Annotated in this window: 18 protein-coding genes, 1 pseudogene and 1 riboswitch; of the genes and pseudogenes, 7 read left to right on the top strand and 12 right to left on the bottom strand. The window is 74.9% G+C overall.

Annotated features, from left to right (window positions below):
- Positions 1-75: 75 nt before the first annotated feature.
- On the bottom strand, positions 76-1,059 hold the full coding sequence (locus PO879_RS01790) for a type IV toxin-antitoxin system AbiEi family antitoxin domain-containing protein (protein ID WP_278236239.1): 984 nt from the start codon (positions 1,057-1,059) through the stop codon (positions 76-78).
- A gap of 143 nt (positions 1,060-1,202) precedes the next feature.
- Here PO879_RS01790 and purD point away from each other — a divergent pair, with 143 nt between their 5' ends.
- Both purD and PO879_RS01800 read left to right on the top strand, forming a co-directional pair.
- On the top strand, positions 1,203-2,498 hold the full coding sequence (purD, locus tag PO879_RS01795; protein ID WP_278236240.1) for a phosphoribosylamine--glycine ligase: 1,296 nt from the start codon (positions 1,203-1,205) through the stop codon (positions 2,496-2,498).
- Complete coding sequence (locus PO879_RS01800) at positions 2,495-3,448, top strand: phosphoribosylaminoimidazolesuccinocarboxamide synthase (RefSeq protein WP_278236241.1); 954 nt, start codon at positions 2,495-2,497, stop codon at positions 3,446-3,448. The genes purD and PO879_RS01800 overlap by 4 nt, the downstream gene beginning before the upstream one ends.
- A gap of 269 nt (positions 3,449-3,717) precedes the next feature.
- On the opposite strand, the gene PO879_RS01805 is transcribed toward PO879_RS01800, so the two are convergent.
- Positions 3,718-4,494, bottom strand: coding sequence for a DUF4190 domain-containing protein (locus PO879_RS01805; RefSeq protein ID WP_278236242.1), 777 nt, complete (start codon positions 4,492-4,494; stop codon positions 3,718-3,720).
- Between the two features lie 206 nt (positions 4,495-4,700).
- Between PO879_RS01805 and purS the strand changes: the two genes are divergently transcribed.
- The 3 genes from purS (at position 4,701) to PO879_RS01820 (ending at position 6,299) form a co-directional block, all read left to right on the top strand.
- Positions 4,701-4,976 carry a phosphoribosylformylglycinamidine synthase subunit PurS gene (gene purS / locus PO879_RS01810; RefSeq protein ID WP_278236243.1) on the top strand — a complete coding sequence of 92 codons (276 nt, stop codon included), beginning with the start codon at positions 4,701-4,703 and terminating at the stop codon, positions 4,974-4,976.
- The gene (gene purQ / locus PO879_RS01815) at positions 4,973-5,704 is read left to right on the top strand and encodes a phosphoribosylformylglycinamidine synthase subunit PurQ (RefSeq protein WP_278236244.1); all 732 of its coding nucleotides are present in this window, start codon (positions 4,973-4,975) and stop codon (positions 5,702-5,704) included. Before purS ends, purQ begins: the two co-directional genes overlap by 4 nt.
- Positions 5,705-5,789: 85 nt before the next feature.
- Positions 5,790-6,299, top strand: coding sequence for a GNAT family N-acetyltransferase (locus tag PO879_RS01820; RefSeq protein WP_278236245.1), 510 nt, complete (start codon positions 5,790-5,792; stop codon positions 6,297-6,299).
- 21 nt (positions 6,300-6,320) lie between these two features.
- Here the strand turns inward: PO879_RS01820 and PO879_RS01825 are convergent, their stop codons facing one another.
- From PO879_RS01825 to PO879_RS01835, 3 genes are all read right to left on the bottom strand, one after another.
- Positions 6,321-7,196 carry an LLM class flavin-dependent oxidoreductase gene (locus PO879_RS01825; protein WP_278236246.1) on the bottom strand — a complete coding sequence of 292 codons (876 nt, stop codon included), beginning with the start codon at positions 7,194-7,196 and terminating at the stop codon, positions 6,321-6,323.
- Between the two features lie 35 nt (positions 7,197-7,231).
- A complete protein-coding gene (locus PO879_RS01830; protein WP_278237427.1) occupies positions 7,232-7,942 on the bottom strand; it encodes an MBL fold metallo-hydrolase in 711 nt (236 codons plus the stop codon).
- 99 nt (positions 7,943-8,041) lie between these two features.
- Positions 8,042-9,094, bottom strand: coding sequence for an LLM class flavin-dependent oxidoreductase (locus tag PO879_RS01835; RefSeq protein WP_278236247.1), 1,053 nt, complete (start codon positions 9,092-9,094; stop codon positions 8,042-8,044).
- 93 nt (positions 9,095-9,187) lie between these two features.
- On the opposite strand from PO879_RS01835, the gene PO879_RS01840 reads away from it, so the two are divergent.
- The gene (locus PO879_RS01840) at positions 9,188-10,291 is read left to right on the top strand and encodes a hypothetical protein (protein WP_278236248.1); all 1,104 of its coding nucleotides are present in this window, start codon (positions 9,188-9,190) and stop codon (positions 10,289-10,291) included.
- Positions 10,292-10,294: 3 nt separating this feature from the next.
- Here the strand turns inward: PO879_RS01840 and PO879_RS01845 are convergent.
- From PO879_RS01845 to PO879_RS01855, 3 genes and pseudogenes are all read right to left on the bottom strand, one after another.
- A pseudogene (locus tag PO879_RS01845) lies at positions 10,295-10,810 on the bottom strand (GNAT family N-acetyltransferase); the annotation flags it as partial.
- Positions 10,811-10,825: 15 nt separating this feature from the next.
- Complete coding sequence (locus PO879_RS01850; RefSeq protein WP_278237428.1) at positions 10,826-12,025, bottom strand: O-succinylhomoserine sulfhydrylase; 1,200 nt, start codon at positions 12,023-12,025, stop codon at positions 10,826-10,828.
- Between the two features lie 68 nt (positions 12,026-12,093).
- A complete protein-coding gene (locus PO879_RS01855) occupies positions 12,094-12,549 on the bottom strand; it encodes a rhodanese-like domain-containing protein (protein WP_278236249.1) in 456 nt (151 codons plus the stop codon).
- Positions 12,550-12,816: 267 nt separating this feature from the next.
- Positions 12,817-12,932, top strand: a riboswitch (SAM riboswitch).
- Between the two features lie 32 nt (positions 12,933-12,964).
- On the opposite strand from PO879_RS01855, the gene PO879_RS01860 reads away from it, so the two are divergent.
- The gene (locus tag PO879_RS01860) at positions 12,965-14,398 is read left to right on the top strand and encodes an aminotransferase class V-fold PLP-dependent enzyme (protein WP_278236250.1); all 1,434 of its coding nucleotides are present in this window, start codon (positions 12,965-12,967) and stop codon (positions 14,396-14,398) included.
- 10 nt (positions 14,399-14,408) lie between these two features.
- Here PO879_RS01860 and PO879_RS01865 read toward each other — a convergent pair whose 3' ends face one another.
- From PO879_RS01865 to PO879_RS01880, 4 genes are all read right to left on the bottom strand, one after another.
- Positions 14,409-15,869, bottom strand: coding sequence for an amidase (locus tag PO879_RS01865; protein ID WP_278236251.1), 1,461 nt, complete (start codon positions 15,867-15,869; stop codon positions 14,409-14,411).
- Between the two features lie 111 nt (positions 15,870-15,980).
- Positions 15,981-17,039 (bottom strand): MaoC/PaaZ C-terminal domain-containing protein, encoded by a 1,059-nt coding sequence (locus tag PO879_RS01870; protein WP_278236252.1) that lies wholly within the window; start codon positions 17,037-17,039, stop codon positions 15,981-15,983.
- A complete protein-coding gene (locus PO879_RS01875) occupies positions 17,036-18,379 on the bottom strand; it encodes a 3-oxoacyl-ACP reductase (RefSeq protein ID WP_278236253.1) in 1,344 nt (447 codons plus the stop codon). Before PO879_RS01875 ends, PO879_RS01870 begins: the two co-directional genes overlap by 4 nt.
- A gap of 17 nt (positions 18,380-18,396) precedes the next feature.
- Entirely contained in the window at positions 18,397-19,740 is a 1,344-nt protein-coding gene (locus PO879_RS01880) for an acetyl-CoA C-acetyltransferase (protein WP_278236254.1), read from the bottom strand.
- Between the last annotated feature and the right edge of the window lie 33 nt (positions 19,741-19,773).

Genomic DNA, 19,773 nt, shown 5'->3' on the forward strand with positions numbered 1-19,773 from the left:
GCGGGCGGTGCCCGAGCGTCCCGGTACTGCGGGTCACCGACCTGATATGCCGCAGGACCGGGACGTCGGGGCGCGTCAGACGGTCACGGTGCGCGGCGCGGGACGTCCCGGCCGCCACCCGGTCGGCTCGAGGAGCCGGCGCACCGCGGGGCCGACGGCGCCGTGCCAGGCGTCGGTCCCGGTGTAGCGCCGCACCAGCGAGCGTGCGGTGACCAGGTCGTTCTGGCGCACCCGGTCGCGGTAGACGGCCCGCGGGGACGAGTGCGGCTCCGCGCCGTCGATCTCCACCAGGAGCACCCGGCCGTCGGGGAGCGACCAGGCGAGGTCGACGCGCGCCAGGAAGCCGCCGTCCGCGTCCACCACGACCTGCTGGAGCGCGTCCGGCGGGACCCCGGCGCGCAGGCACGACAGTCGGGCCCAGGTCTCGGCGGGCGACTCGGCCCGTCCGTCGGCCTCGCCCCACCACCGGTGCGTCCGCTCGACGCCGGGGCGACCGCGGGCGTCGTCGTGGGCCGCGGCGAGCTCGGCCTCGGTCAGGAACCCCTGCTGCAGGGCGGAGTCCATGAGGGCCACGGCATGGCGCCGATCGAGCTCGGGCACGGCCTGCGCCAGCGCGTCGGCGACCTCGGCGCACCGCAGCCCGCCCACCACCTCCCAGCGACGCACCGGGACCCGCCGGACGCGCACCGGCGTCACCGCCTCCCGCGAGGACCCGTCGGGGAACGCCACCTCAGGCTGCACCACCGTCGGGGCGCCCTGCACCCCGCGCAGCACGAGGGCGCACACACCCGTCGCCACGGCGCCGGGGTGGGCGAGCGCGCCCAGGGCAGCGGCCCGACGACGACGCACGTCCTGCGGGTCTGCGCGCGACGGCGGGAGCCCGGCGCCGACGTCGTAGACACCGCGGGCGACGCGGGGGAGACGTCCGCTCCGGGCGGCCCGCGTGATCCGGTCGGCGGGCACGCCGCGGGCGACGCACTGCCGCAACGACACCAGGCCGGCCTGGCGGCGGGCGAGGGCGATCAGGGACGGCGGGAGCGCCGCCGGAGGTCGTGGCACGTGCCCACCTCAGCACCGTCGCGGGCGTCGGTGCCGGCGTCGTCCACAGGGATGGTCCGCCGCGCGTTCCGGTCCTGCGGGTTACCGACCTGATATCCCGCAGGACCGGAACGCGCGACCGTGAGGACTTAGGATCGGTGCCCGTGAAGATCCTCGTCGTCGGGAACGGTGCTCGCGAGCACGCCATCCTCCACGCCCTCGCGGCGGAAGACGCCCTCGGGGGAGAGCCGCACCAGCTGCACGCTGCCCCCGGGAACCCCGGAATGGCCCGCGAGGCCACCCTGCACCCCGTGGACCCGGTCGACGGCGATGCCGTCGCCGCGCTGGCCACCGGCCTCGGTGCCGACCTGGTCGTCGTCGGCCCCGAGGCGCCGCTGGTCGCCGGAGTGGCGGACGCGGTCCGGGACGCGGGCGTCCCGGTCTTCGGGCCCTCCGCCGAGGCGGCCCGGCTCGAGGGGTCGAAAGCGTTCGCGAAGGAGGTCATGGCGGCGGCGAACGTGCCCACCGCGATGGCGCACGTGTGCACCTCGACCGACGAGGTCGCCGCGGCGCTGGACGCGTTCGGCCCTCCCTACGTCGTCAAGGACGACGGCCTGGCGGCCGGCAAGGGCGTCGTCGTCACCTCCGACCGGGACGAGGCGATGGCGCACGCCGGGGCCGCGCTCGCGGGGCGCGGTGCCGAGGGACGCGTCGTCGTCGAGGAGTACCTGGACGGACCCGAGGTCTCGGTCTTCTGCGTGTGCGACGGCACCTCCGTGGTGCCGATGGTCCCCGCGCAGGACTTCAAGCGGGTCTTCGACGGCGGCGAGGGCCCGAACACCGGCGGCATGGGGGCCTACACCCCGCTGGACTGGGCGCCGTCCGGGCTCGTCGGCGAGGTCGTCGACCGGATCGCGCAGCCCACGGTCGACGAGATGGCCCACCGCGGGACGCCCTTCGTCGGCGTGCTCTACGTGGGTCTGGCGCTGACCTCGCGCGGCACCCGGGTCGTGGAGTTCAACGCCCGGTTCGGCGACCCCGAGATCCAGGCCGTGCTGACCCGCCTGGTGACACCCCTGTCGTCCGTCCTGCTGGCCGCCGCCCGCGGCGAGCTCGAGCAGCACGAGCCGCTGCACTGGTCGCCGGACGCCGTGGTCAACGTCGTCGTCGCGGCGACGGGGTACCCGGCAGATCCGCGCAAGGGCGACGCGATCACGGGGATCGACGCGGCCGAGGACCTCGACGGCGTGCACGTCCTGCACGCCGGGACCGCGACGACCGACGACGGCACGCTGGTCTCCGCCGGCGGCCGGGTGCTGTCCGTGGTCGGGCGGGGCGCCGACCTCGCCGCGGCGCGGACCGCGGCCTACGCCGGTGTCGCGGAGATCGGCCTGGCCGACTCCCACCACCGCACCGACATCGCGCTGGCCGCCGAGCGGGGCGAGGTGCAGGTGCCGTGAGCTTCTCCGACGCCTTCGCCGGCGGACCCCTGGACCTGCCCGGCTGGCGGCACGTCTACTCGGGCAAGGTCCGCGACCTGTACGCCCCCGACCTGCCGGCGCTCGGCGGCGTCCACCCGCTGGGCGACGTCGTGCTCGTCGTGGCCTCGGACCGGGTGTCCGCCTACGACCACGTGCTCACGCCGGGCATCCCCGACAAGGGCGTGGTGCTGACCCAGCTCAGCCTGTGGTGGTTCGACCAGCTCGCCGACCTCGTGGACAACCACGTCGTGTCGACCGAGGCGAGCGCGGAGCCCGGCGACGGGTCCGTGCCCGACGTCGTCGCGGGCCGGGCGATGATCTGCCGGCGCCTCGACATGTTCCCCGTCGAGTGCGTCGCCCGCGGCTACCTCACCGGCTCCGGGCTGGCCGAGTACCGCGCGTCCGGCGAGGTCACCGGCATCCCGCTGCCGGACGGGCTCGTGGACGGCTCGCGGCTGCCGGAGCCGATCTTCACCCCCGCCACCAAGGCGGAGGTCGGCGAGCACGACGAGAACGTCAGCTTCGCCGAGGTCGCCCGCCGCATCGGGGACGACGCCGCCGGCCGGCTGCGCGAGCTCACGCTCGCCGTCTACGGTCGCGCCGAGGAGATCGCCCGCGAGCGCGGCGTCATCCTCGCGGACACCAAGCTGGAGTTCGGCCGGGTGCCCGACGGCGGACCGATCGTCCTCGGCGACGAGGTGCTCACGCCGGACTCCTCGCGGTTCTGGCCCGCCGACGACTGGGAGCCGGGCCGTGCCCAGCCCAGCTTCGACAAGCAGTTCGTCCGCGACTGGCTGACCTCGGACGCCTCCGGTTGGGACCGCGGGGGCGACGCCCCGCCGCCCGCGCTGCCGGACGACGTCGTCCGCCGCACCCGGGACCGCTACCTCGAGGCGTACGAGAGGATCACGGGCTCGCCGCTGCGTTGAGCCCGCCCCGCCCCGCCGGTGGCGGCGGCCGGTCGTCCTCGGCCGCCGCCCGGATCGCGTCGGGGTCGTGGGTCTGCGGGGTGCATCGGTGGTGCTGGACATGAGGTCGGTGCCTCCTCGCCGAGTCCGACCGGCCCGGGGAGCGGGTCGGGGTACCCACCGGTCCGGCGGGCAGTCCGACTCCACCGTGGTCCGGCCCTGCCGCGTGCTGCTGCGTCGGACGACGCACAACGAGGGTGAAACCGTGCGCCACTGCCGGCGTGCCGGACTCAGACCCCCGACCCGGCCACGCTGTCGTGCAGCGGGCTGCCGTCCATGGTCGTCGCACCGCAGACGATCCGGCGGTCACCGACGGACCACGTGAGCTCCGAGGGGTGGAAGTAGATCACCTGGAGCGCGGAGTCCATGTAGTCGACGCCGACGTAGTCGCCGAAGGCGTCCAGGCAGAAGTCCTCGGCCTGGACCTGCATGGCCTCGACCCCGGGGAACGCGTCGGCGGCGACGTCGTCCACGCCGAAGACCTCGGCCGTGTGCGGGACGCCGCAGTCGACGGCCTGCAGCGGGTCGCCGCTCGTGAAGTCCGCCGGTGGCTCGAAGCAGTCGCCGACGACCAGGTGCGTGCCGGTGACCTCCTGGAACCCCTCGGTCAGTCCCTCGTCGACGGCCTCCTGGAGACCGGTGCCGACGAAGGCGGCGAACAGCGCGACCAGGACCGTCCAGCCCACCGTCGACAGCGCGCCCAGGACGATGCCGGCGATCGCCAGCCCCTTGCCCGCCGCGCCGGACCTCTTGATCCGGACCAGTGCGGCGATGCCGAGACCGAGCGGGATCAGCGCCAGGCCCAGGATCCCCGTGACCAGCGCGGCGATCGACACCCCGTCGGTCCGGGGGCCCGACGGCGCCGCGTACGGGGGCTGCGGACCCTCGGCGGGCGGCCCCGAGGGCGGAGCCGCACCGTCGGACGGCTGCTGCCCGGCACCACCGGGCGGCGTGGGGGCGGAGAACGGGTCGGCGACGTGCGAGGGGTCCTGCGGTGGCGTAGTCACGGTGCTCCAGGGTCGATGGTGGGAACCCGACCATAGCGACCGATCCCGACATCCACGGCATCACCCCGAGGCCGGTCGGCGGAGCGGTCCGGACGGGTAGACTGACCCGCGGAATCCCGCCGTCGTGCTCCCGCCCGTCCCGTGCCCCTGTCGGCGCGGCCGGGAACCCGGAGCGACGGCCCAGCCGAGCGTCTGAGGAGCCCACAGTGGGACGCGTCGTCGTCGAGGTCATGCCCAAGCCCGAGATCCTGGACCCCCAGGGCAAGGCCGTCGTCGGGGCGCTGCCGCGTCTCGGCTTCACCCAGTTCACCGGCGCCCGCCAGGGCAAGCGGTTCGAGCTCGAGGTCGACGGCGAGGTGACGGCCGAGATCCTGGCGGACGCCCGCAAGGCCGCCGAGACGCTGCTGTCGAACCCGATCATCGAGGACGTCGTGCGCGTCGCGGACGCCTCGTCCGAGACCGCCGAGGTCCCGGCCCGATGAGCGCGGGGACCCTCGACACGACGCTGGCCGAGGCACGCATCGGTGTCATCACCTTCCCCGGCACGCTCGACGACCGGGACGCCGCCCGCGCCGTGCGCCTGGCCGGTGGCGAGCCGGTGTCGCTGTTCCACGCCGACGGGGACCTGCAGGGCGTCGACGCGGTCGTGCTGCCCGGCGGGTTCTCCTACGGCGACTACCTGCGGGCCGGGGCGATCAGCCGCTTCGCGCCCGCCATGGACGCGCTCGTCGACGCCGCGAAGGGCGGTATGCCGGTGCTCGGCATCTGCAACGGCTTCCAGGTCCTCACCGAGGCGCACCTGCTGCCGGGTTCGATGATCAAGAACGAGCACCTGCACTTCATCTGCCGCGAGCAGGTGCTGTCGGTGGAGAACGCCGGCACCGCCTGGACCAACCGGTACGAGCAGGGTCAGCACATCACGATCCCGCTGAAGAACCAGGACGGCCAGTTCGTCGCCGACGAGCACACCCTCGACGAGCTCGAGGGCGAGGGGCGCGTCGCGTTCCGCTACGTGGGCTGGAACCCGAACGGGTCGCGTCGCGACATCGCCGGCATCACCAACGCGGCGGGGAACGTCGTGGGCCTCATGCCGCACCCGGAGCACGCCGTGGAGGCCGGCTTCGGTCCCGACGGCCCGGAGGGTCCGCGCTCCGGCACCGACGGGCTGGGCTTCTTCACCTCGGTGCTGGCCTCGCTCGTCCACGCATGAGCGTGAGGAGCCCCCGCGGAGGTACGCCGAGGGACGAGGCGTACCGGAGCGAGGCACCGCAGTGCTCATGCGAAGGGAGCCACGCATGACCGCCGAGGTCTGCTCCGGCACCGTCGAGGTCGTCGCGGTCGACTGGGACGACGCGGACGCCGTCGCGCTGCGCGCCGAGGCCGTGGCCGAGCTCGGCCGCCGCTACGGCGGTGACGACGACGCCCACGAGGTCATCGACCCCGCCGCCGTCGTGGCGAGCTACCTCGTGCGGGTCGACGACGTCGCCGCCGCCTGCGGCAGCGTCCGGGACGTCTCCGGCACCGACGACGGCCGCGGACGCGGGACGGACCACCCCGCCGCGACGGGCGAGCTCAAGCGCGTCTTCGTGCTGCCGGAGCACCGCGGGCGTGGTCTGGCCCGCACGCTGATGGCGGAGCTGGAGGGCGCGGCCCGCCGGACCGGGTTCCGTCGGCTGGTGCTGGAGACCGGCACCGCCCAGCCCGAGGCCATCGCGCTGTACACCGCGCTCGGGTACGACCCGATCGAGTCCTACGGCAAGTACGCCGGCGAGGACGACCAGCGCTGCTACGGCAAGCGGCTCTGAGGCCGGTCGCGGCCGCGCCGGTCAGCCGGCGAGCCGCGGCCTGACCTCGCGGCCCAGGAACGCCGCCAGCCCGGCCAGGTCCGGCTCGTCCGCGGTGGGCTGGACCGCGACCGCGGTCGCTCCGGCGTCGGCCAGCGCCCGCACGCCCGCGGCGATCTCGTCGGCCCCGCCGGCCGCCCCGATCCCGCGCTCCGGGTCCCCGCCCCACTGCGGCAGCTCCGTGGCCAGTCGCTCCGCCGCGTGCGGACCCGTCGCGACGATCAGGGTGGCGTGCACGTCGGCCAGCTCGCGCCCGACGGCGGACGCCGCGTCCCGGGCGGTGGCGACAGCGCCGCGCACCTCGTCGGGCGTCAGCGCGTTGGCCAGGATCAGCCCGTCGCCGAGCTCACCGGTCAGGGCCAGCGTGCGCGGGCCGACCCCGCCCGTCCACAGGGGCACCGGCGTCGTCGGCGGCCAGTCGAGACGCACGCCGTCGAGCGTCACGTAGCGGCCCGACGTCGTCACCTCCTCGCCGTCGAGCAGCCTCCGCAGGGCGCCGAGGTGCTCGCGCAGCAGCGTCAGCGGAGAGTCGACGCGGACGCCCGACTGGCCCATCCACGACTGCACGCCGTGCCCCACGGCCGGGACGAACCGTCCCGGGAACGACCGGGCCAGGGTGGCGATCTCCATCGCGGTGAGCGCCGTGCTGCGCAGCGGGGCGGGCATGAGCCCGAGTCCCACGCGGATCCGGTCCGTCCAGGCCAGTGCGGCAGCGGCCGAGGCGAGCCCGCTCTGCTTGAAGCAGTCCTCCCAGACCCACAGGTCGTCGAGCCCGGCGTCCTCGGCCGCGACGGCCAGGGTGCGCAGCGTCTCGGGGGCGTGCGTGGGGACGTGGGCGATACCGAGGCGGACGGTCATGGGCTCAGCATGCCGCAGGCCCCCGACAGCCGGTGTCAGGCGCCGCGCAGGTAGGCGAGCTGGGCGGCGACCGACTGCCGGGCCGCGCCACGGACCGACGGGTCGACGTCGGCGTAGACGTGCGCGACGACGTCGTCCGCGGCGGCGTCCGGCCCGAGGGTCGCCAGGGCCGCACGGATCTGGTCGAGCCGTTCGAGGCGGTGGATCCGGTAGGCGCGGACAGCCTCGCCGAGGTCGGGCAGCTCCGGTCCGTGCGCCGGCACCCCGAGCCGGCCGTCGCCCACGTGCTCCAGCGCGTCGAGGCTGGCCAGGTAGTCGCCCAGCGACCCGTCGGGCTCCGCGATGACGGTGGTGCCACGCCCGAGCACCGTGTCCCCGGTGAGGACCACCGGCTCCTCGCCCGGCGCCGTGACCACCAGGGAGACCGAGTCCGCCGTGTGGCCCGGCGTGGCGAGCACCTCGATGCGCAGTCCCCCGGCCTCGACCACCTCCCCGTCGGCCAGCGGGTCGCCGCCGTGGCAGTGCGCCGGGTCGGCGGCGCGGACCGGGGCGCCGGTCCGGGCGTGCAGACCGCGAGAGCCCGCCGTGTGGTCGGCATGCCGGTGCGTGACGAGCACCAGATCGACCGGCCCGGCCGCAGCCAGCGCCTCCAGGTGCGCGGCGTCGTCTGGCCCCGGATCCACCACCACGCACGACGGCGCACCCGGTGCACGCAGGACGACCGAGCGGGTGCCGTCGAGCGTCATCGGGCCGGGGTTGTCCGCGCGGAGCGCGGAGATCGACGGGGTCAGGGATCGCACCCCGCCATCGTGGCACGGGTGCGGGTCGACGGCCGGAGGCACGGCTCAGCCGACCAGCAGCTCCAGCGTCTGCACCCGGCCGGGCGTGGCGTCCAGCGGCTCGGTCGCGTAGGTGCCGGCCACCGGGACGATCATCACCTCGTCGGCGCCGTGGCGCTCGGCCAGGCGGGCGACCTCGGCACGGGCCTCGTCCGGCGTGCCGATGAGCCACCGGGCGCGCATGTCCTCCACCATCTGCTGGCCCAGGCCGTCCAGCGGGGTGGCCAGCGCCTCCTCGACGGTCTCGGCGGTGCCCATCGACTTGCCGGTGCGCAGCCGGGCCATCGCCCGCAGCTGCGGCAGCGCGCGCTCGTGGGCCTCCTCGGCGGTCGGGGCCACGACGGCGTTCACCGTGAGGAAGGTCTGCGGCTCCGGGTGCGCCTCGCTGGGGCGGTAGCCGTCCCGGTACAGCGCCAGCACCTGGTCGATGCCGGCGCCGGAGAAGTGGTTGGCGAACACGTACGGCAGCCCGAGCTCGGCGGCCAGTCGAGCCGAGTAGTCGCTCGACCCGAGCAGCCACAGGGTCGGGGCGGCGGTCGCGGCCGGGGTGGCGTGCACGTCGTAGGTCTTGCCGTCGGCGAGCCGCAGCTGGGCGCCGTCGGGCTCCATGAGGGCCAGGATGTTGCGCACGTGCTCGGGGAACCGGTCGACGTCCGACGTCGGTCCGGAGGAGCGCAGCAGTGCTGTCACCACGGGGTCGCTGCCGGGGGCGCGCCCGATGCCGAGGTCGATCCGGCCCGGGGCGAGGGCCTCGAGGGCGGCGAACTGCTCGGCCACCACCAGCGGGGCGTGGTTGGGCAGCATGACGCCGCCGGAGCCCACCCGGATCCGCTCGGTGCGCGCGGCCGCGGCCGCGATCATCACGGGGGGCGTCGAGGCGGCGACGGCCGGCATGTTGTGGTGCTCGGCGAACCAGTAGCGGGTGTAGCCGAGGTCGTCGGCGCGCCGGACCAGCGCCATGGAGGAGGCGAGCGCCTCGGCGCTGGACTGGCCGGAGCGGACGGGGACGAGGTCGAGGACCGAGAGGGCGGGGGAGGAGGTCAGGCCGGTGTCGTTCATCGCCCAGGTCAACCGACGTCGTCGCGTCGCCTATTCCGGATGCGCGAACGGGATCGTGCGGCGACCATCACTCCGGGTCGAGAGGGAGGGACGATGGTCGACGAACGAGGCCCGAGGGTGGTCCGTGCCCTGTACAACGCCTGGCTGCGCTATCCGCGGCTGTCGATGGCGGTCCGCGGCGGCATCGCGGCCGGGCTGGCGTGGCTCGTGGGGATCTACGTGCCCCATCCGCTGGGGGACTTCCCCTACTACGCCCCGCTCGGGGCGGTCATCGCGACGACGAGCACCGTCGTGCGGTCCGTCCAGGACTCGGTCCGCGTCACCGTCGCGGTGCTGCTCGGCGCGGGGATCGCGCGGCTGGCCGACTGGCTCCTGCCGGTCGGTCCGGTCTCGATCGCGCTCGTCGTCGCCGTCGCGCTGCTGTGCTCGAGCTGGCGGCTCTTCCGCGAGATGGGCAGCTGGGTGGCGACGTCCGCGCTGTTCGTCCTCATCCTCGGCAACGCCGACGCGTTGTCGTTCGTCGGCTCCTTCGCGGGGCTGGTCGCCATCGGAGCCCTCGTGGGGATCGGCGTGAACTTCGCGCTGCCGCCGCTGCAGCTCACCCCCGCGGAGAACGCCCTCGACGGCCTGAGCACGCTGCTCGCCCGCGAGGCCGATGACCTGGCCGACGCGCTGGAGGAGACCGGCGAGATCCCCGCCGAGGACTGGGAGAGCCGCCGTGCCGCGCTGCAGCCGGTGCTGGAGAGGACGCGGGAGTCGGTGCGTCACAGCCGCGAGGCCGCCCGCGTGAACCCGCGGGTCCGGCGCTACCGCCGGTGGACCCGGGGGCAGGACGCGCGTGCGCGGGAGCTGGAGACCGTCGCCGCGTCCATCGACGTCGTCGTCACGCTGCTGGTCGACACCGGTGAGCCGGTGCGCCTGCCCGACGGCCTGCGCGATCCGCTCGCCGGGTCGTTGCGGTCGTTGTCCGCGGTGCTGCACGCCGACGCCTGGGGTGCGGACCGGGACGAGCTCGTCGACTCGCTGCAGGGACAGGTCCGCGAGTTCCGGTCCCGGCTGCTGGAGCTGGACACCCCGCCGGGTGAGGGGCTGGTGGCCGGATCGGTCGCCGTCGCGCTCCGCCGCGCGTCCGACGCCTTCACGCGGGTGCGGCCGGACGACGCCGACGAGGAGGTCGTCCAGGGGGACCCGCAGTAGCCGTCAGGTCGCGGCCGTCGTGGCCGCCGCGCCGGAGGCCAGTGCGGTCAGGGCCGCCCCGTCGACGCGGTGCGTGGTCCAGTCGTCCTGCGGGGTGGACCCGAGCGACCGGTAGAACGCGATCGCCGGCTCGTTCCAGTTCAGGACGCACCACTCGAGCCGGCGCCAGCCGCGCTCGACGCAGATCTCGGCCAGGCGGGTGAGCAGCGCCCGGCCGGCACCGGCGCCGCGGTGGGCGGGGTCGACGAACAGGTCCTCGAGCCAGATCCCGTTCTTGCCGGTCCAGGTCGAGAACGTGGTGAACCAGATCGCGATGCCGACGACCTCGCCGTCGACCTCCGCGACGAGCCCGTGGGTGGTCGGGGTGCCCGACGTCGGGAACAGGGCCGCCGAGAAGTCGTCCTCGGTGGCCTCGACGGCGTCGGGTTCGCGCTCGTAGGTGGCCAGCGCGTGGACCAGGCGGAGGATCGCGGGGACGTCGTCGGGGGTGGCGGTGCGGATCGTCAGGCTCACGGCCGGGAGTCTACGGCGCGGTCAGGCCCGCAGCGCCTGGGTGACGTCCTCGACGATGTCCAGCGGGTCCTCGAGGCCGACCGACAGGCGCACCGTCGTGGGGGTGATGCCGACGGCGGCCCGCCCCTCGGCACCGAGCTTGCGGTGCGTCGTGGTGGCCGGGTGGGTCATGATCGACTTGGCGTCGCCCAGGTTGTTGGACAGGTCGACGATCCGCAGCGCGTCCAGGAACCGGAAGGTGCGTCGCTTGGCCTCGTCCGGGTCCGCGCCGTCGTCGGTCTCCAGCTCGAAGGTGACCACGGTGCCGCCGCCGGTCTGCTGCTCCAGCGCCAGGGCGTGCTGCGGGTGGGACGGCAGGAACGGGTAGAGCACCCGGCGGATGCCGTCGAGGCCCTCGAGCGCCGTGGCGACCTGCAGGGCGGCCGCGTTCTGCGCCCGCACGCGGACGTCGAGGGTCTCCAGACCCTTGAGCAGCACCCAGGCGTTGAACGGGCTCAGGGACGGCCCGGTGTGGCGAAGGAACGTCTGGACCGGCCCGGACAGGAACTCCTCCGTGCCGAGGATCGCCCCGCCGAGCACCCGGCCCTGGCCGTCGATGTGCTTGGTCGCGGAGTACACCACGACGTCGGCGCCGAGCTCGAGCGGCTTCTGCAGGATCGGGGTGGCGAACACATTGTCGACGACGACCGTCGCGCCTGCGGCGTGGGCGAGCTCGCACACCCGGCGCACGTCGACGAGGTCCTGCATGGGGTTGGACGGCGACTCGAAGAACACGACGTCCGCGGGCGTGGCCAGCGCCTCGGCCCACTGGTCGATCTCGTGGCCGTCGACCAGGTCGACCTGCACCCCCCACTTGGCAAGGATCTCGTCGTAGATGACGTTGGTGGAGCCGAACAGCGCGCGCGCCGAGACGATGCGGGACCCGGCGGACACCAGTGCCGCCAGGGTGGTGAACACGGCGGACATGCCGGTCGCGGTGGCGTAGCAGGCCTCGGCGCCCTCGACGAGGCGCAACCGCTCCTCGAAGGTGTGCACGGTCGGGTTGCCGTAGCGCGAGTACATGAACCGCGACGTCTCGCCGGCGAACGCGGCCTCCGCGTCGGCGGCGGAGCCGTAGGTGTACCCCTGGGTGAGGAAGAGCCCCTCGGACATCTCCTCGAAGTCGCTGCGCCGGTGACCGCCACGGACGGCGAGCGTGGCCGGACGGACGCCGTCGGGCAGGGGACCGCGGCCGGAGCCGCCGTGGGCGACCGGGTTGGCACCGGGGCCGGTGGGGATCTCGGTGCGGCTCACCGGCTCGGCTCCGCGAAGGTGGTGTGCGGCAGCTCGCGGACCTTCCAGCCGGCCTGGTCGCGGGCGCCGAGCGGGCCGACAGGCCCTTCGAAGCCCTCCAGCACGTTGTAGGCGGGGCCGTACCCGGCGGACGTCACCAGGCGGGCCGCGCCGATGGAGCGCTGGCCGGAGCGGCACAGGAACACCACGGCCTGGTCGGTCGTCACGCCGGCGGTCTCGAGCTCGGCCAGGAAGGCGGGGTTGGGCCGGCCGTCGCCGGTGACCCACTGGCTGAACACGACCTCCTTGTCCAGGGAGCCGACGTCGGGCACGCCGATCAGGCGCCACTCGCCCTCGGTGCGCACGTCCACCAGGACGGCGCCGGGGTCGTCGGCGAGCAGGTCCCACGCCTGCTGGGGGGTCAGGTCCCCGGCGTAGCCCTCGGCGGGTCGGGGTTCGATCGGTGCGTTCATGGCACTCCTCCCATCGGTCGTGGCGGTAGCACCGTGTCCGGGGGCTGCGCGCCCCCGCGGGTTGCTGCGGCGTCGACGTGCCACGTCACTCGGCCGCTCGGGATGGTCACCGCGATCGTACGACACGACGTCCAACGGTCGGGACGGTCGTCTCGTCACGTGGTCACGACAGGTCCGGGCAGGGTGCCGCGGGGCCTGCCCGCTCGGATGCTGAGACGTCGCGCCCATGTGTTGACACTCCCGCGCCGATCGGTGAACCTGACGGCAGGTCAAGAGCGCCAGCGCCAAGCCCCGGCTCGCTGGCCGGCAACCCTCCCCTCGCGGCGGGGTGCCCCGGGTGACGACCAGGCACGACGCCGACCGGCGTCGGGCAAGCGCGGGGAGGCATCTCCCCGGAACGCAGAGGGAGGACGCCATGACCGCGATCGCCGAGACCCCCGCCTGTCCGGGGACCCCCACCGTGGGCGACCTGGCCCCGGTGCTGCCCGTCGTCGGGCACGACACCCCCGCACCGCTGGTGGACGGCCGCCAGGTGCCCTACGCCAACCTCGACGTCGCCGCGTCCGCCCCGGCGCTGCAGGACGTCGCCGACCGCATCACGCAGACGCTGCCGCTCTACGCCTCCGTGCACCGCGGTGCCGGATACCTCTCCCAGGTGTCCACCACCCTGTACGAGCAGTCCCGGCGCGTGATCGGCGAGTTCGTCGGCGCGCGGGACGACGACGTCACGCTGCTCGTGCGCAACACGACCGACGCGCTCAACCTGCTCGCCGGGTGCGTGCCCGCGTCCGACGACGGCACGCCCGGCCGGGTGCTCGTCCTCGACGTCGAGCACCACGCGAACTTCCTGCCCTGGCAGCGCCAGGCCGACGCCACCGTGCTGACCGGCCGCGACACCGTGGCCGAGACCGTGGCGGCGATCCGCGACGAGCTCGCCGCCGGTCTCGCCGCGGGCCGGGGATACGCCCTGCTCGCGGTCACCGGTGCCTCCAACGTCACCGGGGAGACGCTGCCCGTGGCCGACGTCGTCGCCACCGCCCACGCGGCCGGCGCGCGGGTGCTGCTCGACGGCGCCCAGCTCGTGCCGCACCGCCGCTTCTCCCTGGCCGAGACCGGTGTCGACTACCTCGCCTTCTCCGGGCACAAGACCTACGCCCCGTTCGGCGCCGGCGCCCTGGTCGGCCGCCGGGACTGGCTCGACAGCGGGACCCCGTACCTCGCCGGCGGCGGGGCCGTGCGCAGCGTGCGGGTGGAGCGGACCGACTGGCACGACGGGCCCGCCCGCCACGAGGCCGGGTCGCCCAACGTGCTGGGCGCGGTGGCGCTCGCCGCCGCGTGCGAGTCGCTGGCCGCCCTCGACGCCGACGCGCTGCGCGCCCACGAGGACGCGCTGCGGGCCCGGCTCGTCGACGGGCTGGAGAACACCGCCGGGGTCGAGGTCGTGCGGCTGTGGACCGACGCCCCGGACACCGTCGGCGTCGTGACCTTCACGGTCGCCGGGTACGAGCCCGGCCAGGTCGCCGCCTACCTCTCGGCCGAGCACGGTATCGGCGTGCGCGACGGCCGGTTCTGCGCCCACCCGCTGCTGTCCCGCCTCGGCTACGGCGCGGGAGCGGTGCGCTCCTCGGTCGGCGTCGGCACCGCCGGCGAGGAGGTGGAGCGGCTCGTCGCCGCCGTCGCCGCCCTCGTGGCCGACGGCCCGCAGGCCCGCTACGACGTCGTCGACGGCCTGTGGATCGTCGTCGACGACCCGCGTCCCGTGCCCGAGGGGTCGGGGCTGGCCGGCCTGCTCGCCACCGCCGGACCCGGCGGCGACGAGGCGTTCGGCTGCCTGCCCGAGGACGCCTGATCGGGCGGTCCTACCAGACGGGTGGGTGCCTCTCCGGCCAGCGCAGCACGTCCTCGAGCTGAGCGGCCAGCGCGAGCAGCGTCAGCTCCCCGCCCGGGCGGCCGATGATCTGCACGCCCATGGGCAGCCCGTCCTCGGTCCAGTACGTCGGCACGGTGATCGCCGGTAGCCCCGCCACGTTCAACCACGACGTGAACGGCGTGTACTGGCACTGCTGGACGAAGTTACGGTCCGCGTCCTCGGGGTCGAACCAGCCGATCGGCCGCGGCGTCATGGCCAGGGCCGGGGTGATCACGGCGTCCAGCTCGCCCAGGCCCGCGATGAGCCGACGCTCGAACTGCGTCAGCGTCGCCAGCGCCTCGGCGAGCTCGCGGGCGCCCACCTGCCGTCCGCGGCGGATGAGCCACGACGTCAGCGGTTCGAGCTGGTCCAGCACGGCGTCGTCGTCGATCGGCACCGCCGACGCGCCGCCCATCCACAGGCTGCGGAAGGCGTCGCCGAACTCGGGCACCGGCTCCCAGGTGTGCTCCTCGACGCCGTGACCCAGACCCGCCAGCGCGTCGACCCCGGCGTCCAGCGCGGCGCGCGCCTCCGGCGAGACGGTGACGTCGTAGTAGTACTGCCAGGCGTTCCAGGTGGTGACCCCGACGCGGAACCGGCCGCCGTCCTCGTCCCGTCCCGGCACCTCGCCGGACTGCGCGGCCGCCAGGTACGCCCCGGCGTGCGCCGCCGGGGTGCGCAGCGTGAACCGGTGGTCGACGTGCCCGTTCGACGAGCGGCGCAGCATCCCCTCCAGCAGCAGCGCCGTGTCCGCCGTCGTGCGGGCGATCGGCCCGTTGACCACGAGACCGCCGAGTCCCTCGATGCCGGACCCCGCCGGCAGCAGGCCGCGCGAGGGCTTCAGCCCGACCACGCCGCACGCCGCGGCCGGGATCCGGACGGAACCCCCGCCGTCGGACCCGGGGGCGAACGGCAGCAGACCGGCGGCCACGGCGACGGCCGCCCCGCCGCTGGAGCCGCCGGCGCCGCGGGTCAGGTCCCACGGGTTGCGCGCCACGGGACCGGCCACCGGTTCGGTGTACGCCGGGAAGCCGAGCTCCGGGGTGGCGGTCTTGCCCAGGCTGACGATCCCGGCGGCGTCGAGGTCGCGCACGACGTCGTCGGACTCCTCGGGGACGAAACCGGCCATCGCGCGCGACCCGAACCCGCTCGGGACTCCCGCCCGGTTCCACAGGTCCTTGTCGCCCGTGGGCAGGCCCCACAGGGTGCCCGGCGGCGACGCCGGGTCTGCTGCGAGGGCTGTCGCACGCTCGCGGGCGGCGTCCGGGGTGACGTGGGCGAACGCACCGAGCTCGTCGTTGCGTGCCGCGATGCGGTCCAGGAAGTGGTCGGTCACCTCGCCCGGGGTGAGGTCACCGGCGCGCAGCCGGTCACGGAGCTCCAGGGCGGTCTGCTCGTGCAGGGCGTCCATGGTGCGACCCTACGCCCGGGCCCGGTACCAGTTCGGTCCGGCGGAACGGGTTCGGTCGACATGCTGACCGAACCCGTTCCGCCGGACCGAACCGACGGCGAACCGGGGCGCTCAGAGCGGGACGACCTCGCCGGAGAGGTGCCGCAGCCCCTTGCGGGCGTTCCAGCCCACGTACGAGTACCCGGACCCGTCCTCCGCGCCGGGCGTGATCGCCACGTCCACCGTGCCGGGCAGCAGCACGGGCTTGCCGAACTCGACCGTCCACCGGTAGGCGTCCCCGCGTCCGGGGCCGACGTCGGCCAGCGCCCGCGCCGCGGTGTACATGCCGTGCGCGATGGCCCGCGGGAAGCCGAAGGCCTTGGCCGAGAGCGCCGACATGTGGATGGGGTTGCGGTCCCCGGACAGGGCCGCGTAGGCACGGCCCGTCTCCGGCCCCAGCGCCCACCGGCCGGTGGGCAGCGGCGGGGTCCACTCGTCGGTGGACCCGGATCCGGACGACCCGGATCCGGACGACCCGGATCCGGACGACCCGGATCCGGACGACCCGGACTGGCCCTTCGCAGGCAGCTCGAACCCCTTGGCGAGGTAGGTCGACACCCCGCGCCACACCGGCGGCGCGGCGGCGTCCGCGCCGTCGTGGCGCACCTCGGCCACCAGGTCGAGCTGCACCCCGCGCCGGTGCGGACGGAGGTTCTCCGCCCAGGCCCGCACGTCGAGGACGTCGCCCAGGACGACCGGCCCCCGCACGTCGACCCGGTTGGCCACGTGGACCATGCCGAGCAGCGGCAGCGGGAAGTCGCCGCGCACCATGACCGCGGTGCCCAGCGGGAAGGCGAGCACGTGCAGGTACCCGGCGGGCAGCGTGCTGCTGACCGGCTCGTGCAGCAGCCGCTGGTAGTCGTGCAGGTGCCGTTCCAAGCCGTCGGTGCCGACCCCGGAGACCCGGTAGGCGACGTCGGGCAGCGACAGGTCGGACCCGGCGGTCCCCGGCTGCCCGTCCGGCGAACGGCCCTCGCCGATGACCGGCAGGGACGGCAGGGCGCGGCCCGCGGCGATCCGGCCCGACGCCGCCGCGCCGCGGGCGTAGAGGCCGCCCAGCCCGGGCAGTCCGGGCTGGGTCTCCACGCGCAGCTCGCGGCCGTCGGCCGTGCGCGGCGGCGCCGCCGTCACTGTCCCACCATGTGCTGCCCGCAGACGCGCAGCACCTGGCCGTTGACGCCGGCCGCGGCCGGCGAGGCGAGGAACGCGATGGCCTCGGCGACGTCGACCGGCTCGCCACCCTGGGAGAGGGTCGGCAGCAGCCGCGCCACCGACCGGGTGGCGAACGGGATCGACGCCGTCATGTCCGTCTCGATGAACCCGGGGGCGACGGCGTTGGCCGTCCCGCCGCGGGCGCCGAGGAGCGGGGACGTGGCCCGCGTGTGCCCGATGACGCCTGCCTTGGAGAAGGCGTAGTTGGTCTGCCCCTTGTTCCCGGCGATGCCGGAGGTCGAGGCCAGCGAGACCACGTGCAGCCCGTCCAGGCCGGCGTCGAGGAGCGCCTCGTTGATCCGCAGCTGGGCGGCGAGGTTCACCGCGATCACGGCGTCCCACTGGGCGGGCTTCATGTTGGCGAGCAGCTTGTCCCGCAGGATGCCCGCGTTGTGCACGACGACGTCGAGGCCCCCGTGGCGCTCGCGGGCGTGCTGCAGGATCCGCTGCCCGGCGTCCTCGGCCGTGACGTCGAGCTGCAGGGCCGTCCCGCCGACCGCGTTGGCGGTGCGGGCCAGTCCTTCCCCGGCGGCGGGGACGTCGACGCACACCACGGTGGCGCCGTCGCGGGCCAGCGTGCGGGCGATGGCCGCGCCGATGCCACGGGCCGCGCCGGTGACGACGGCGACCTTCCCGTCCAGCGGACGGTCCCACTCCTCCGGGAGCGCCGCGTCGGCCGGGCCGACCTGCAGGAGCTGGCCGTCGACATAGGCGCTCTTCGCGGACAGGAAGAACCGCAGCGTGGCCCGCACGGAGGTCTGGTCGAGGGCCGCGCCACCGGTCAGGACGATCCCGTTGCCGGTGGCCCCGCCGCGCAGCTCCTTGGCGAGCGAGCGCAGGAACCCGTCGACGGCGTTCCGGGCCGCAGCGAGCTCCGGGGTGTCGCCGTCGGCGGGAGCGCGCGAGACGGTGACGACGCGGCCGTTGCCCGCCAGCCGTCGCAGCACGGACCCGACGGCCAGCACCGCCTCGGAGGCGTCGGCGGGCCGGGCGGTCTCGGTCAGCACGAGGACGACGGCGCCCCAGCGGACGTCGTCGGTCGGGTCGCGGCGCACGTCGAGGTCCCAGCCGAGCAGCGTCTGGGCGACGGCGTCGGCGTCGGCCTTGGAGGCGCCGTCGGACACCACCAGGACGGGGCCCACGGTCAGCGGGTCGCCGGCGCGGTAGCGGCGCAGGATCGCGGGGCGGGGCAGGCCGAGCCTGGTCGCGAGGGTCTTCGTGAACCCGGAGTTGACGGCCTTCGTGTAGCGGTCGGTCATGGGTGCTCCTTCCGGGCTCAGACGGACTCGAGGACGGCGGTGGCACCGAGGCCGCCGGCGGCGCACACGGAGACCAGCGCGCGGGCCGGCTTGCCGGTCTCGGCGGCCTTCGTCGCCACCAGTTTCGCGGCGGTGGCGACGATTCGCCCGCCGGTCGCGGCGAAGGGGTGCCCGGCGGCGAGCGAGGAGCCGTGCACGTTGATCCTGCTGCGGTCCAGGGAGCCGAACGCGCCGGGCAGGCCGAGCTCGTTCTTGCCGTAGTCGGCGTCCTCCCAGGCGGCCAGCGTCGTGAGGACGGTGGAGGCGAACGCCTCGTGGATCTCGAAGAAGTCGAAGTCCTCCAGGCTCAGGCCGTTGCGGGCCAGCAGCCGCGGCACGGCGTGCACCGGGGCCATGAGCAGGCCCTCGCGGCCGTGCACGAAGTCCACGGCGGCCGTCTCGGCGTCGACGAAGCGGGCCAGCACGGGCAGGTCGTGGGCCTCGGCCCACTCGCGCGACCCGAGCAGCACCGTGGAGGCACCGTCGGTCAGCGGCGTGGAGTTGCCGGCGGTCATGGTCGCCGGCGTCTCGAGCGACCGGCCGAAGACCGGCTTGAGGCCGGCGAGCTTCTCGGCCGAGGTGTCGGGGCGCATGTTGTCGTCCCGCGTCAGGCCCCGGAACGGGGTGACGAGGTCGTCGAAGAAGCCCGACTCCCAGGCCTCGGCGAGGTGCTGGTGGCTGGCGAGGGCGATCTCGTCCTGGGCCTCGCGGGTGATGCCCCACCGGGCGGTGGTGACGGCCTGGTGCTCGCCCATCGACAGGCCGGTGCGCGGCTCGTCGGTAGCGGGGCTGAGCGGCTTGAGGTCCGCGGGGCGGATCCGGGCGAGCGCCTTGGCGCGGTCCTGCCAGGTCTTGGCGTGACCGGCGTCCAGCAGCGCGCGGCGCATGCCCTCGCTGACGGCGATGGGCGCGTCGGAGACGGTGTCGGTGCCGCCGGAGACGCCGGACTCGATCTGGCCGAGGCGGATCTTGTTGGCGATGGTGATGGTGGCCTCGAGGCCGGTGGCGCAGGCCTGCTGGAGGTCGAACGCGGGGGTCTGCGGCGACAGCGACGAGCCCAGCACGGACTCGCGCACGAGGTTGAAGTCGCGCGAGTGCTTCAGCACGGCACCGCCGACGACCTCGCCGAGGCGCTCGCCCTGCAGCCCGTACCGGGCGACGAGTCCCTCGAGGGCGGCAGTGAACATCTCCTGGTTGGAGGCGTCGGCGTACTTCTTCCCGGCGCGGGCGAAGGGGATGCGGTTGCCGCCGACGACGACGGCGTCGCGCGGGCCCTGTGCCGCGCCGGCGGTCTGGGCACGGGAGGTCTGGCGAGTGGCCACGGGTGCTTCCTCACACTCATCGGGTACAGGTAG

Origin of the sequence: Isoptericola sp. AK164, from assembly GCF_029643425.1 — a bacterium.
In the GTDB taxonomy this organism is placed as follows: domain Bacteria; phylum Actinomycetota; class Actinomycetes; order Actinomycetales; family Cellulomonadaceae; genus Isoptericola; species Isoptericola haloaureus.

What these genes read in the sequence shown, in the direction of transcription:
- PO879_RS01835 (WP_278236247.1), bottom strand. Translation starts at nt 9,094, where the DNA reads ATGAACGACACCGGCCTGACCTCCTCCCCCGCCCTCTCGGTCCTCGAC.
- PO879_RS01865 (WP_278236251.1), bottom strand. Translation starts at nt 15,869, where the DNA reads ATGGACGCCCTGCACGAGCAGACCGCCCTGGAGCTCCGTGACCGGCTG.
- PO879_RS01840 (WP_278236248.1), top strand. Translation starts at nt 9,188, where the DNA reads ATGGTCGACGAACGAGGCCCGAGGGTGGTCCGTGCCCTGTACAACGCC.
- purQ (WP_278236244.1), top strand. Translation starts at nt 4,973, where the DNA reads ATGAGCGCGGGGACCCTCGACACGACGCTGGCCGAGGCACGCATCGGT.
- PO879_RS01820 (WP_278236245.1), top strand. Translation starts at nt 5,790, where the DNA reads ATGACCGCCGAGGTCTGCTCCGGCACCGTCGAGGTCGTCGCGGTCGAC.
- PO879_RS01860 (WP_278236250.1), top strand. Translation starts at nt 12,965, where the DNA reads ATGACCGCGATCGCCGAGACCCCCGCCTGTCCGGGGACCCCCACCGTG.
- PO879_RS01855 (WP_278236249.1), bottom strand. Translation starts at nt 12,549, where the DNA reads ATGAACGCACCGATCGAACCCCGACCCGCCGAGGGCTACGCCGGGGAC.
- PO879_RS01875 (WP_278236253.1), bottom strand. Translation starts at nt 18,379, where the DNA reads ATGACCGACCGCTACACGAAGGCCGTCAACTCCGGGTTCACGAAGACC.
- PO879_RS01830 (WP_278237427.1), bottom strand. Translation starts at nt 7,942, where the DNA reads ATGACGCTCGACGGCACCCGCTCGGTCGTCCTGCGTGCACCGGGTGCG.
- PO879_RS01825 (WP_278236246.1), bottom strand. Translation starts at nt 7,196, where the DNA reads ATGACCGTCCGCCTCGGTATCGCCCACGTCCCCACGCACGCCCCCGAG.